This window comes from Streptomyces sp. P3 (assembly GCF_003032475.1).
Lineage (GTDB): Bacteria > Actinomycetota > Actinomycetes > Streptomycetales > Streptomycetaceae > Streptomyces.
The window spans coordinates 3,936,087-3,948,572 of sequence record NZ_CP028369.1; the positions used below are offsets into that span (position 1 = coordinate 3,936,087).

Genomic DNA, 12,486 nt, shown 5'->3' on the forward strand with positions numbered 1-12,486 from the left:
TCTGTGAAGTCCTGCTGCAGTGGAAGTGCTCGATGTGACCATGAGGGTTGTGCATCACGGGCGCCCTAGTCGGGTCACCACGCTCATCGAAGGCGAAGGGGCAGGAGAGACAGAGTCCTCGTGATGCCTCCGTGCTTGCTGCGGCCCCTGTTCAGGCCGAGGTGCGCGGTGACGTCCATGAGCGCGTCGTTGGTGGGTTTCCAGCCTCAGCAGGACTTGCCGGGGTACGCGGTCGGGTTGGTCGGTGGTCATTGAGCGAAGGCGAAGGCCCCGGTGAGGGTGGGTCGGTCGTGGACCAGCGCTCCTCGTGCGTCGGCCGGCATCGGTCGGGAGACGAGTGACCGGAGGCCGACGATGTGTGAGTGGGCAGGGGCGGAATCAGCAGATGACGGCCGCATACCTTGCTCTATCACCACGGGACAGCTGCACCAAATCGCTGATCCTCCGGATTCTGATCCTGCTCGCCAGCAATTTCCGTGCGGCTTCGCCGCGCGGTAGGCGGGAAGACGGACCGTCCGCTGCTTTGGCAGCGCTTATCCCGGAGACACGTGATGCGTAAACAGTCCAAGCCTGCTGTTGAGGCTGCCTTCCTTAGCGTTCAGGACACTGCGAAGTACATGGGCATCTCGGTGAACACCCTCTACGTCTGGCGACACCGCCGGCAAGGGCCGCCCAGCTTCCGGATGGGGCCCGGCGGGAGGGTCATGTACCGCCGGGACCTGCTTGATGCGTGGCTCAACGAACAGCAGCAGGCGGACTCCCGGTCGAACCCCGCTCTCAATCCGCTGAGCAAAGCGCCGCAGCAGCGCGAACGGCGCCGGGCTGTTTGACCTGGGAGAACGGTTCCGAGGAGTTCGGCAGCACTCGGAATTTCATGCGCACGGAGATCGTCTGTGTGTCTGATCGCGACGCAGGTCGTGCCGAGAGAACCATGACCAGGCCAAGGAGAAGACGCGCATGGCGGGCTACATCGAGGACCGATGGCTCAAGAAGCGGCCGAACAAGGAGACGGGCAAGCGCGAACGCACTGCACTATGGGGCAAGTGCACGCGTTACCGCGTCAAAGGGATACCAGGGGTCCGTGACCGGTCCTTCGATACGGTCGCGGACGCCAAGGCGTGGCTGGCCGAGGCGCAGACCGACACACGTCGAGGAGATTTCGTCGACGCGCGGGACGGCGCGATCAGTCTCCGTGAGTACGTCGAGAAGCACTGGTGGCCCTCCCAGGTGCACCCCGCTCAGACGTTGGAAAGCATGAGGCACCGGATCTGGGGGCAGGTGCTGCCGCAGCTCGGAGATCTGGCGCTCAGGGACATCGGCGTCGCGGAGCTGCGCAAGTGGTCGGCCGACGTGCAGAGGGCGGTGGCATCGAGCACTGCCTATGTCGCGTGGGTGTACCTCAAGGCGATCATGCAGGCCGCGGTCGAGGACAAGCGGCTGTACCGCAACCCGTGCAAGGGGAACAGCTCGATCAAGCCGCCGAAGAAGCCGGAGCGCAAGGCTCGCGCCTGGGAGCAGGACCGTGTCGACGCGGTGCGGGAGGCGCTGGCCGACCGCTACCAGATCGCGCTCGACCTCGGCGTCGGATGCGGACTTCGACAGGGTGAGACGTTCGGCTTCAGCCCAGGTGATATCCGTGGCGACTTCGTCCACGTGGAGCGGCAGATTCTCATGTACAAGTCACGGCTGTACTTCGGTCCGCCCAAAGGCGGTAAGGAACGCGATGTGCCGCTGCCGAAGACGCTCGCGAAGCGACTCCTCACTCACCAAGAACGCTTCGAACCAATCGACGTCACCCTGCCGTGGCTGGACCCCGAGGAGCCTGACCTCGCGCGCGAGGACCGGCGGAAGGTCACCGTCCCGTTGCTCGTGTACACCGGCCGGCGCGGCGCGATCAACCGCACCACCTGGAACACCAAGGCGTGGAAGCCCGCGCTCGCCGACGTGGGAGTCATCCCGCCGCTGCCCGAGCGGCAGCCGGGGGAGAAGCCGTCGCGCGTGTGGGAGCCGAGTCGCGAGCACGGCTTCCACGTCTTGCGCCATACGTACGCCTCGGTGATGCTCGAAGCCGGTGAGTCGATCGTCTCGCTCGCGAAGTGGATGGGGCACTCCGACCCAGCGTTCACGCTCCGGACGTACACGCACTTCATGCCGCAGGCCGGCGCCCGGGGGCTGTCCGCCATCGAGGCGTGGTTCACGGACTCGGCCGAAAGTCCCTGAGAAGTCCCAGAGGGTTGGATCAGCCGCCGGATACCCGCAAACATGCAGGTCAGAGCGTGATCGCTTTCTGAGCGGAACAGAACCCGGCGTACAGCCCGACTCGTGTGCCGCTTCCGTAGCTCTGCCTGGGAAGGACCTCTGAACTGCGTCGGAGGGTCCTTTCCGGTCTTTCAGGAGCTTGCCGCGTTAGGCTGCACGACGCGAAGGCGCTCGCCCGACCCGCGACCTGCCCGGCGACGTCGTGGCGCGGGTCCTGGCCGGCCTGTGCCGCACAGCCCTGGAGGCAGCCTTCCTCGAACCGGCCCGCCGCCGGCTCCTCGGCACGGGCCTGCCCCACGACGAGATCGAGCGACGCATCGCCAAGGCGCACAAGCTCACCGAGCTGGTCTCCCTCGCCCTCTACGGTGAGACCGACCGGGTGGGCGAGGCCCTGACCGACCTCACCCGGGCTTACGGCCAGCAGGCCACCGACCACATCCGGTGGTGCAACAGGGGCTCCCACGGAGCCGTGCCCGTGGACGACGTGGAGGAGATCATCCGCCGCACCGCGGACCTCGCGAAGGCGGTGCGATCCCTGTGACCACGATTCGCCCGGCCACACCCGGCCCGTCCGCCCGCCCCGGCTCCCCGCGGCCCTCCCGCCTCCGCCGCCGTCCACCTCGACGCCCGAGGAACTGCTCGAGGGCGCGGACCGGCTGCTCGCCACGGCCACCGCCTCCACCACCGGCGTCTGGCCGCGCGCCGTGGCACTCCTGCTGCGCCACGCCCTCGAAGAGGCCCTGCGCCGCAGCTGGCCCGCTGCCCGCCCAGGCCCTGTGCCTGGAGTCCTACGCCGACCCCGACACGGCCCGCCGCTGGTCGGTGACCTGGGCCGGCCTCAGCCGGGCCTGCCACTATCACGGGTACGAACTGGCCCGCACGCAGGCGGAGTTGTGTGCATGGTGGGAGGACGTCGAGCGGGTGATCGAAGCCTTGGCACCCCGGACGCGGTGACGGATCCCGGGCGGACCGCGGGTCAGCCGCGCGGAACGGACGTCGGCAGACGCGGGCGGGGCGGTACGGGACGGGGCGCCGGGGATAGGAGGCATGCGCGGTTCCCCACCTCGACCGCACTCGCACCGCCGTCATACGCGTATTACGATGCCTTCGTGGCAAAGACGCGCATCAGTATCAGCTTGGAGCAGGACCAGGCCGAACGCATCAGGCAGCATGCGGAGCGGGCGGGCATGGACGTCTCGGCCTACCTGGTGCATGCCGCGACGCGCCAGATGGCCGAGAGCGATGCCATAGAGGAACAGTTCGCCGAGGTGGACGAACTCATCGCCCGCGCGGAGCGGGCAGCGGACGGACTGTCCGCCGAAGCCACCCCGGAACCGGCCGCGGAACTGACGGAGCGGGAACGCCGCGAGGTCGAGGAGGCCCTTGGCCTCGTCCAGGGCCGGGACAGGCAAGGCCGCCGTCCGGGACACGCCGCGTGAGCGCACGGGTGCCGGTCTACGACACCGGCATGCTCATCGCACTCGCGGACCGCAAGGCGAAGGCGGTGGCTCTCCACGGGGGACTGCGCACGGTCCCGCACCGGGCACTGGTGCTCGGACCGGTCCTCGCCCAGGTGTGGCGCCCCCAACCGGCGCTGGTGCACGCCCTGTCCGGCGTCCTGAAAGACTGCACGGTCCCTCAGGCCCGTACGTCCGAGCCGCCCATGCGGGAGACGAAGGCGGGCCGTCCGGAGTGTCTGGCCTGCGCAACGGGCCCGGATCTCGCGGACTGGCGGCGCATCGGCACCGCTCTGGGACGGGCGGCCCTGCCGACGAAGAAGCGCCCGGACGCGGTGGACGCCTGGGTGGCCCTGGCCGCGGCCCGACACGGCAGCGCGGTGATCTTCACCACCGACCCGGGGGACATCCACGCCTACCTGACGGTCCTCGCGCCGACGGACGTGCACGTGGTTGCCGTCTGAGGCTCTGGAGCTGCGCTCCGCCCCACCCAGCTGGTCGCGCAGGCGGTGAACGAGTCGTCGGTAGGGCGGGGCGCTCGGGGCTCGGTACTTCGCAGGCTCGCTCCGCGAGCCGTGCCGAAACGATCAGCCGGAAACGCTGACGGCCATCCAGTGCCACGGCTTCCCCGCGCGCCGACCGTTGAACTCGCCGAGCGTCCTCCACCCGCTTCGCCATTTGCCACGGCCGTGGTAGTTGGCACGGCAGGAGCAGGTGCACAGAAAGCCTTGGGCGTTCTGGCAGGACGAGTTGCAGCTTTCACGCGGGTTGTACTCACGGCCGATGAGGACGCTCGGGTGCCTGCGGAGCAGCTCCCGGCTCACGCCGGGGAAGTGAGCGCTGGCGACCGTCCAACACCCCTCGCGGCCGTCCCACCGGAACGATCGATCGTTTCCGACCCAGCTGGAGAGTTTCCGCTCGTGCTCCCACATCGTGTGAGCCGGGAACCAGACGCCGAACCACCCCTTGGCGGGCAAGCCGATGGTCGGCAGGTGCTCACCCCGATAGTTCGGTATCCACTCAGGGGGCTTGATGTACTCGGTCTTTTCCCGCCGGTCACGCCTGCGTCCTTTGCTCCCACCCGAAATCTGTCGGCTGCGTCGTGGCCCGGGCCCCCACTCGACCGACACGAGCGTGGCGAGCCGACCGGAGGCGTAGCAGGGGAGACGACTCAGTGGCCTGTCATGGGCGACCACGCGGCCGTCCTGGTCGACCTTGATGGAGTTGCGGCACTTCAAACACGTGCGGTTGAACCTTCCGCCGCCCACAAGCACCCCCTTGGTCGGAGCTCCATCAGGTGTCGCGCGGCGGGGTGCAGGTGCCGTGGTCGACTTCGGTGGCGGAGGCAGGGTGCAGGACGCCCTTCAGTGCACCGAGGGTCAGCCAGGCGAGTTCTCGGACGTCGGCGGTGTGCTGCGCGTCAGTCATCCCAGGACGTCGGAGGTGGGCCGAAGGCGCGACGACCGGCCCGCACAGCCAGAGTGGCCATGGCAGCGTTGGCGCCACCACCGATCACAGCGCCGATACCGAACGGTGCCACGCGACCGAGAACGATGATTCCCTGCTTGGTCCCGTACTTCGTGACGAAGTTCCTCCCCAGGACCTTGTTGATCTGACGCAACGTCTCGACTGGCACCTTGGCGACCACCTGACGTCCCCAGTGCTGCCCCGTACGCTCGGCGACCTTGGTGATGGTGGTGGAGCCGCTCCCGCCGAGCATGATCCCCATCACGATCGTTCGGCGGCGCTCGACCTCGTCGATGGGGACTCCGTGGACTTCGGCGAGCGAAAGCGCGAAGAGGGCGCTCAGCTCAAGAGATGACAGAGCCTCGCCTGCCGACAGCGCCAGTGCGACTCCCGTACCGACGCCGGGCGCGGCCGCGGTTCCTCCCACTGCGGCACCAGTGCCGGTCAAGGCGCTGACGTACATCCGCTCCAGATTGCGGATTACCTGTGCTGGTGTCGCCTCTGGGTTCCGCTGACGGGCCCGGGCTATGTTCTTGCGCACCAGCAGGCTCTGGCTGTCGATTGCCTTGTCCAGGAGGGCGAGGACTCGCTGCCCACGTACGGCTGCTGCCGGATCCGGCTCGTCGGGGGCGGCTGTTGTCATGCCTTGGGCTCCTTGGGTCGTTCGGTCCCAAGTCTCCCACTCAGGCAGCCAGTTCTGGAGCGTTTTCCACAGCTCCTATCTGTCGAGACTCGGCGCTGCGGTCCGCCTCATCGACTGCGAGATCACTGTCAGCACCTCCCAGGGGCGCCGTATCGGCGCATACCGTCTCGTCACGCCCTGACCGACCCCCACGCCCAGCTGTGTCGTGGTCAGCGCCGCCCGCTGTGTGTGTCCGGGCCGGGGGTCTCGCAGGCGCATTCGGCCCAGACCGTCTTGCCGCCTGGCGGGTAGGGCTCGACGCCTCAGCGGTCGGCGGGGGCGGTGACCAGGAAGCGGCCGCGGTCGGACCCGGCGTCCAGGGGCGTACCGCATTCCGCAGGCGGCGATGGGAGTTGCTCGCCCCGGGCGTCGGTGACGGCGATACGGAGCAGGCCGGCTGTGGTGTCGAGGGTGAGGGTGAGCCGGAAGTCGCGGCTGTTGACGCGACCGTGCAGGGCGGCGTTGGCGGCGAGTTCGGCCACGATCTGCTCGCCACGCTCGGTGACGCCGGGTGGCACCGGCCACGCGCGGAGCTGCTCGGCGGCGAGGAGACGAGCGAGCCGGGCTCCGCGACGGGTGGATGAAAGGAGCTGGGCGAACGTGTCTACGGTGGCGGCGAGTTCGGGTGTAGTCGCGTTCAGTCGCGTTCATGGGGCCACGGTGTCGGGTGCGCGTGGGCGCGTTCCAGAGGTGCGGTCCGTACGCTGCGTCAGCATACGAGCACATTCCGAGGACGGTGTGACGGTTCATGCGTCACGCTGGGTGTCGTCGGCTGTAGGACGGCGAACAGCGCGGGTACGGAACCGGAGATGGCCGCGGATGGGCCTGGGCGGCGTTCGTGCACCAGCAGCGTTTCAGCGAGGACTACCGAGAGGCCCGCGATGGCCTGGGCATGCCCCTCATCCTGCATCTCTCGCGGTTGGCGGACGATGACGGGGATGACAACGAGTGACGCTTTCGCTTTCGCCAGTCGAGGGAGGCCGTACTCGCTGCGAAAGTTGCGCCGAAGGCCGGCGGTCTCCCTCTCATGGCCCTACATGGCTCGCGTCTCACATCACGCTACCGATCTTCGGACCGATCTCAGGCCGTCCGGGGCTTTGCCTGGGAAAGGCTGTCAAGCGTCGGCCGCGGCCAGGTGGCTGCGCAGTACAGCCGCGATCTCTGCGGCGTTGCCCGTCGACGGGACTGCCCAGGGTGTCTCGTCACCGTTCTCCATCACGAAACTGCTCAGGAATCGCACACTCGCGGGGGACGGGACGTACGAGTCGCGGAGCCAGTGGGCGAACAAGGCGGCCGTGTCGGCGGTCACGTCGATGATGCTGACGTGGGCGTAGTCCGAGGCAGGCATGGCAGCCGTACCCGTGACGAAGACCTCCGGCGCCACCTCGATCTCGAAGTCCAGGACAGGCACATCACGGAGGCCGGAGGTGTTCGTCTCCAGAAAGGCATCGGGGAAAGCCCGCTCCAGCGCGTCCCTGAACGTCTCCAGACTCGTCTGCCATGCGGCTGGGGTGTCCTCGGGAGGTGCGAAGACGAAGTTCGACCGCAACGTGTGCTCGACTGCCACAGAAGTCCTTCACTCTCAGGGCACGTACCGTGCGGAACCGGTGACGCCGTTCATGGCGATCATCGACTCCCAGTAGGCCGCGTTGTCCTTGCCGTTGGTCACGATCTCAAGGCCGCGGATCTCCGAGTTCGCCGGGTTGGCCATCGCGCTCTTGTACCGGCGCAGCTCCGACTCGTCACCCCGGTACATGCCGTCGATCAGCGGGTCCCACTTCGGGTTCCCCTTGTCATCGACCTTCACGGGCTTTGCGAGTGTCTCGTTGACGCGCTCAATGCTGCGAAAGCTGCGCTTCGCGCAGTCCGGGTCGCGGACGTGTTTCGCCTCGACGAGGTAGCCGTCGACGGGGCGTATCCCGTCCACCATGAGCCCCTGTTTGCGACCGACCAGCGGCACCTCGCGCTCCGGGTAGCCCGAGACGCGCAGTTGATAGGCGTTGTCGGGGTTCGTGGTGCCGCCGCCGCCGGCGAATCCCCCCGTGTTGAGCGAGTTCAGCCAGGTACGGAACGCCGGCTGCTGTCCCGGTGTGAGCAGACGGGTCGTGCCGGGCACCGGAAAGATGGGGTCCTGCCCGGGAATGGATGGATCGACCCTGTTGATCGCAGGAAGGATGGCCGGCGGCTGGACGTGGAAGGAGGCGACGACCAGCGGCACAGGTATGGGAACGGGCACCGGAAGAAGCGGCGGCACGTGAAGTCCAGGAGGAGCATCCGACCCCTGGGGGAGTTTGACACGCTTCTCGGACGAGTCCAGGGCATGGGCGATATCGCCGAGCTGGTGGATCCAGGGATCGCCGAGCACCGTGTCGAGGAGCCCTCCGTCGTCGCCGTTGCCGCCGAACATCGGCTGGTTCCAGGTCATCTCGACGTGGAAGGGGTCCAGGTTGTTCCGGGTGATCTTCCGCTTCGCCGCTTCGACGTGATCCGCATACCGGTCGCAGGCCTTGGCGAGCTGGTTGCACGCCGCCACGAGGTTGGCGACCAACGTCTCGTCGGGCTGGGCCCGTTCGGGTGGTTCGGCGAAGCCGACGAATCCTCGGAAGTAGGCGCGGAACGCGTCCGCGGCCTCCCCGGAATGAGCGCGGTCGGCCGTGTGCGCGTACGCCTGGGCGTCCTCCAGGAAGCGCACCATCATCTTCTGACGACGGACCGCGTCGTGCAGGAAACCGTCCCCTTCGTGGACAAGTGACGTGGTGGAAACTTGCCGTCGCGCTGTCAGTGCGACGGCAGATTCGCAAGCCCCCGAGCCGAAGTGCGGTCGGCCTCTAGCCGCCCGTCGCCCACCGCGCTGCCGCCACCGTGCCCAGGAGCAGGGCTGGGAGCAGCCACCACCAGGGCAGGGTTCTGCGTATCGACGGCGCCAGCCACAGTGCCGCCGCGGTTGCGGCGGACGCGAGGGTGAGGACGCACGACAGGGTGATCCCGGCGTAGGCGTCGTCGTCCCAGGGGCCGGACGGCGTGATGGTCAGCGCCGTCCGGCAGAAGTACGCGGCGATCAGGGTGAGCAGGGTGAGGGGGACGGCGAGGACCGCGCGGAGGCAGCCGCGGTCGTCGTCCACGGGGGAAGGAGTGGTCATCAGCGCAGTGCGTTCCTTGCGTCGGTCAGGTCGTTCGCGAATCCGCGCCCGTAGGCCTGGGCGTCCTCGGTCCGCCAGTACGGTCCGCCGTCGTAGCGGGCGGCGAGCTCCTGGTACTGGGCCGGTGTCATCTCCTCGGCAGGCACGTCGGCGAACTCGCTCTCCGCCATGTCCTCCCACTGGCGCATCGGCTCCGCCTCATGGGCGTCCCGGGTGATCACCGTGCCCTTGGTGTGGATCAGGTCCGCGAGGGACTGCTCGTTCGCCTTGCTGTTGGAGTAGTGGGCTTTGGCGACCTGGAGCACGAACGCGTAACCGCGCAGTGCGCCGGCGGCCTTGTCGTAGCCCTCGGCGAGCTGTGCGAGCAGCTTGCGCCCCTCGGTGAGCCGGGCCTCGTAGTGCTGACTGCCCTCGCTCTTCCACCGGGTGTGCTTCTCGGCCCGCTCGGCGGACGGGTCGACCGCCACCAGCATGTCGTGGAGGCGCTTGAATCGGCGGCCGGGGAGCCGGCTCCGCCGCCACCGTCCGCCGGGATCTGGTCGATCTGCATGCCGGGGTGCGTGCCGCTCTGCTGACGCGCCAGGGCGTCGGCCTTCAACTGGGCCCGTTCCTCTTCGAAAGACAACCTGTTCCCCCTTGGTCCGTCATCTCGAACAGCCAGTCGATCATGCCGCTGGTGGGCTGTGCGCCGGAACCTCGCCGCTCCGCCCGTGGCCCGGTTGGCACAGGGTCCTGACCAGTCGCGCACAACCGGGGTCGACCGCTTGCGGGAACGGTTGCGGGATCGGTCGCAGCGCTGGATCGCAGGGTCGGTTGCACGATCGGTCGCGTGGCCCGTCGCGTTCGTGTCGGTCCTCGGGAAGTCGTCGACAACAGACGGAGCAGGCCCCCGGCGGACGGCAGTCCGCCGGGGGCCTGAACCGGACGGGAGGAGTCCCCCTGTTCGGTATTCGGTGTGTCAGGCCGGGGGAGCCTGGTCGGCGGTTTCCCGCGCTTTCGTCTTCGCCGACAGGCGACCGCGCACCACCGCGAAGAGCACCACGCCCGCGGCCACCGCCGTGGACAGGACCACCTGGTCGCGGCCGCCGCCGTCGGCCGTGTCGGTGAGCATGTAGCCGAGGACGAAGGTGATCAGGGCGATGGTCGCCCAGGTCAGGTAGGGGTAGAGCCACATACGGACGACCAGCTTCTCCGGTGACTCCCGCTCGATGATCTTGCGCATCCGCAGCTGGGAGAAGCAGATCACCAGCCAGACGAACAGGGCGATCGCGCCGGAGGCGTTGAGCAGGAACTGGAAGACCGTGTCGGGCCAGAGGTAGTTGAAGGCGACGGCGACGAAGCCGAAGACCACCGAGGCGAGGATGGCCGTGCGGGGCACGCCGCGGTCCGTGGTCTGTCCGAAGGCGGCCGGGGCGTCGTTGCGGCGGCCGAGCGAGAACGCCATGCGCGAGGCGGTGTAGAGGCCCGAGTTGAGGCAGGACAGCACCGAGGTCAGCACGATGGTGTTCATGATCTGGGCGGCGTGCGGGATGCCGATGGAGCTGAGGGCGGCGACGTACGACCCGTCCTTGAGGATCGCCGGGTCGTCCCAGCGCAGCAGCGACACCACGATCAGGATGGAGCCCAGGTAGAACACCGCGATCCGCCAGATCACGCTGTTGGTGGCCTTGGTGACGGCGGCCCGCGGGTCGGCGGTCTCGCCCGCGGCCAGGGTGACGATCTCGCTGCCCATGAAGGAGAAGACGACCATCAGGACGCCGGTGAGGATCGCGCCGGGGCCGTTGGGGAGGAAGCCGCCGTGTGCGGTGAGGTTGGAGAAGCCGCTCGCCGGGTGGTCGGAGCCGGGCAGCAGTCCGAAGATCGCCAGGCCGCCGAGCACGATGAACGCGGCGATGGCGACGACCTTGATGCCGGCGAACCAGAACTCGAACTCGCCGTAGGAGCTGACCGAGACCAGGTTGGTGGCGGTCAGGACGATCATGACGATCAGGGCCCAGCCCCACTGCGGCACCGCGGGGATCCAGCCGGCCAGGATCTTCGCGCCGGCGGTCGCCTCGACGGCGAGCACCACGACCCAGAAGAACCAGTACAGCCAGCCGATGGTGAACCCGGCCCAGCGGCCCAGCGCGCGGTCCGCGTAGGCGGAGAACGAACCGGAGGTGGGATTGGCCGCGGCCATCTCGCCGAGCATGCGCATCACGAGGACGACGAGGACGCCGACGAGCGCGTAGGAGACGAGGATGCCGGGGCCGGCGGCGGCGATGCCGGAGCCCGAGCCGACGAACAGACCGGCGCCGATGACACCGCCGATCGCGATCATCGACAGGTGGCGGTTCTTGAGCCCGGCCTGAAGGCCGCCGGAGCCGCCGGAGCCGCCGGGCTCGCCGGACTCGGCGGGAGGGGTTTTGGGGACGGTTGTGGTCATCTCGACATCCATGGAGGGAGAACGGACAGGGAGGACGGACCAGGAGCGTCTGGAAATTAGTTCAGTACGATCGAAAAAAACAAGACTTGTTTAACTGTTCACCTTGCTCTATTTTTCGTGCAGCGCGGAACCCTCTCTTCCGGGAGCCTCTGTGGACCACACCGTGACCCCGCTCGCCAGGCCGTTAAGGTGGCGCCGTGGTGAATGCACCGGGCAAGTTCGGCCCCTACAGCGGCTGGGACACGCGCGTCCTGGCCGGCCGGGGTCCCACAGGAGCGGAGCTCGTCCGGTCCCGGATCGCCCTGCGGGTGCGGCTGCGGTCCGTCTCGCCGGGGGACCGGCTGCCGGACGCGGGGGTCCTCGCCGAGGAGCTCGGGATCAGTGAGATCACCGTGCGACGCGCGCTGGAGGTCATGTGCCAGGACGGCCTGCTCGACCGCCGTCGCGGCCGGGCCGGCGGGACCTTCATCGCCGCCGACTGGGACGCGGTCGTCGCCGTGATGTACGACGCCGACGAGGCGGCCGCCCTGGACTCCTTCCAGCTGCTGCTCGAATGCGGGCTCGTCGCGCACACCGCGGGCGAGCTGCCCGACGGCCGGCTCGACGGGCTGCGGGCACTCGTCGAGGAGATGGACCTGGCCGACGACCCGGCCCGGCTGCTCGAACTCGAGACCCGCTTCCACCTCGACCTCGCGGAGACCCTCGGCGGCGCCGGGATCAGGGAGTTCGCCGCTGACCTGCTCGGCAAGCAGTGCCTGCTGGGGCCCGCGCCGGACCCCGCGGTCGTACGGGCCCGCAACCGCTGCCACCTGGACCTGCTCGACGAACTCGGCCGCGGCGCGATGGCCCCGGCGGTAGGGGCGGTGAAGGCACACCGGCACGCCGAACCGGCTTCGCCTCTCAGAACCGAACCGGCTTCGCCCCTCAGAACCGAACCGGACTGACCCCACAGACCCGAACCGCAGGGACCCTCGCAGACCCGAGCCGCAGGGACCCCCATAGACCCGAACCGCTCGTACCCCGCAGCCGCACCGAACTGACCTTGCAGAGCCGAAC

The 12,486-nt window shown here is 68.6% G+C and carries 13 protein-coding genes and 2 pseudogenes; 7 read left to right on the top strand and 8 right to left on the bottom strand.

Annotated features, from left to right (window positions below; translation table 11 throughout):
• Window positions 1-551: 551 nt before the first annotated feature.
• The 5 genes from C6376_RS17665 (at window position 552) to C6376_RS17690 (ending at window position 4,180) form a co-directional block, all read left to right on the top strand.
• A complete protein-coding gene (locus C6376_RS17665) occupies window positions 552-830 on the top strand; it encodes a helix-turn-helix domain-containing protein (protein ID WP_067020103.1) in 279 nt (92 codons plus the stop codon).
• Between the two features lie 127 nt (window positions 831-957).
• Complete coding sequence (locus C6376_RS17670; RefSeq protein ID WP_107444295.1) at window positions 958-2,220, top strand: site-specific integrase; 1,263 nt, start codon at window positions 958-960, stop codon at window positions 2,218-2,220.
• A gap of 241 nt (window positions 2,221-2,461) precedes the next feature.
• Window positions 2,462-2,800, top strand: coding sequence for a hypothetical protein (locus C6376_RS17675; RefSeq protein ID WP_107444296.1), 339 nt, complete (start codon window positions 2,462-2,464; stop codon window positions 2,798-2,800).
• 568 nt (window positions 2,801-3,368) lie between these two features.
• The gene (locus C6376_RS17685) at window positions 3,369-3,698 is read left to right on the top strand and encodes a ribbon-helix-helix protein, CopG family (RefSeq protein ID WP_107444297.1); all 330 of its coding nucleotides are present in this window, start codon (window positions 3,369-3,371) and stop codon (window positions 3,696-3,698) included.
• A complete protein-coding gene (locus C6376_RS17690; RefSeq protein WP_173985669.1) occupies window positions 3,695-4,180 on the top strand; it encodes a hypothetical protein in 486 nt (161 codons plus the stop codon). The genes C6376_RS17685 and C6376_RS17690 overlap by 4 nt, the downstream gene beginning before the upstream one ends.
• 829 nt (window positions 4,181-5,009) lie before the next feature.
• On the opposite strand, the gene C6376_RS46150 is transcribed toward C6376_RS17690, so the two are convergent.
• The 3 genes and pseudogenes from C6376_RS46150 to C6376_RS17700 form a co-directional block, all read right to left on the bottom strand.
• Window positions 5,010-5,144 (bottom strand): hypothetical protein, encoded by a 135-nt coding sequence (locus C6376_RS46150; RefSeq protein WP_301554699.1) that lies wholly within the window; start codon window positions 5,142-5,144, stop codon window positions 5,010-5,012.
• A complete protein-coding gene (locus C6376_RS17695) occupies window positions 5,137-5,826 on the bottom strand; it encodes a hypothetical protein (protein WP_107444298.1) in 690 nt (229 codons plus the stop codon). Before C6376_RS17695 ends, C6376_RS46150 begins: the two co-directional genes overlap by 8 nt.
• Window positions 5,827-6,131: 305 nt before the next feature.
• Window positions 6,132-6,506, bottom strand: a pseudogene (locus tag C6376_RS17700) (ATP-binding protein); the annotation flags it as partial.
• Window positions 6,507-6,700: 194 nt separating this feature from the next.
• On the opposite strand from C6376_RS17700, the pseudogene C6376_RS46410 reads away from it, so the two are divergent.
• A pseudogene (locus C6376_RS46410) lies at window positions 6,701-6,817 on the top strand (hypothetical protein); the annotation flags it as partial.
• A gap of 162 nt (window positions 6,818-6,979) precedes the next feature.
• Here the strand turns inward: C6376_RS46410 and C6376_RS17705 are convergent.
• From C6376_RS17705 to C6376_RS17725, 5 genes are all read right to left on the bottom strand, one after another.
• Window positions 6,980-7,432: a hypothetical protein gene (locus C6376_RS17705; protein WP_107444299.1), complete on the bottom strand. Its 453-nt coding sequence runs from the start codon at window positions 7,430-7,432 to the stop codon at window positions 6,980-6,982.
• A 15-nt stretch (window positions 7,433-7,447) separates the two neighbouring features.
• The gene (locus C6376_RS17710) at window positions 7,448-8,563 is read right to left on the bottom strand and encodes a restriction endonuclease fold toxin-2 domain-containing protein (protein WP_107444300.1); all 1,116 of its coding nucleotides are present in this window, start codon (window positions 8,561-8,563) and stop codon (window positions 7,448-7,450) included.
• 130 nt (window positions 8,564-8,693) lie between these two features.
• Window positions 8,694-9,005, bottom strand: a complete 312-nt coding sequence (locus C6376_RS17715) for a hypothetical protein (protein WP_107444301.1) — start codon at window positions 9,003-9,005, stop codon at window positions 8,694-8,696.
• Window positions 9,005-9,478: a hypothetical protein gene (locus C6376_RS45295; protein ID WP_254075987.1), complete on the bottom strand. Its 474-nt coding sequence runs from the start codon at window positions 9,476-9,478 to the stop codon at window positions 9,005-9,007. The genes C6376_RS17715 and C6376_RS45295 overlap by 1 nt, the downstream gene beginning before the upstream one ends.
• Before the next feature lie 485 nt (window positions 9,479-9,963).
• A complete protein-coding gene (locus C6376_RS17725) occupies window positions 9,964-11,430 on the bottom strand; it encodes an amino acid permease (protein WP_107444302.1) in 1,467 nt (488 codons plus the stop codon).
• Between the two features lie 251 nt (window positions 11,431-11,681).
• Between C6376_RS17725 and C6376_RS17730 the strand changes: the two genes are divergently transcribed.
• The gene (locus C6376_RS17730) at window positions 11,682-12,374 is read left to right on the top strand and encodes a GntR family transcriptional regulator (protein WP_319595700.1); all 693 of its coding nucleotides are present in this window, start codon (window positions 11,682-11,684) and stop codon (window positions 12,372-12,374) included.
• Window positions 12,375-12,486 lie beyond the last annotated feature (112 nt).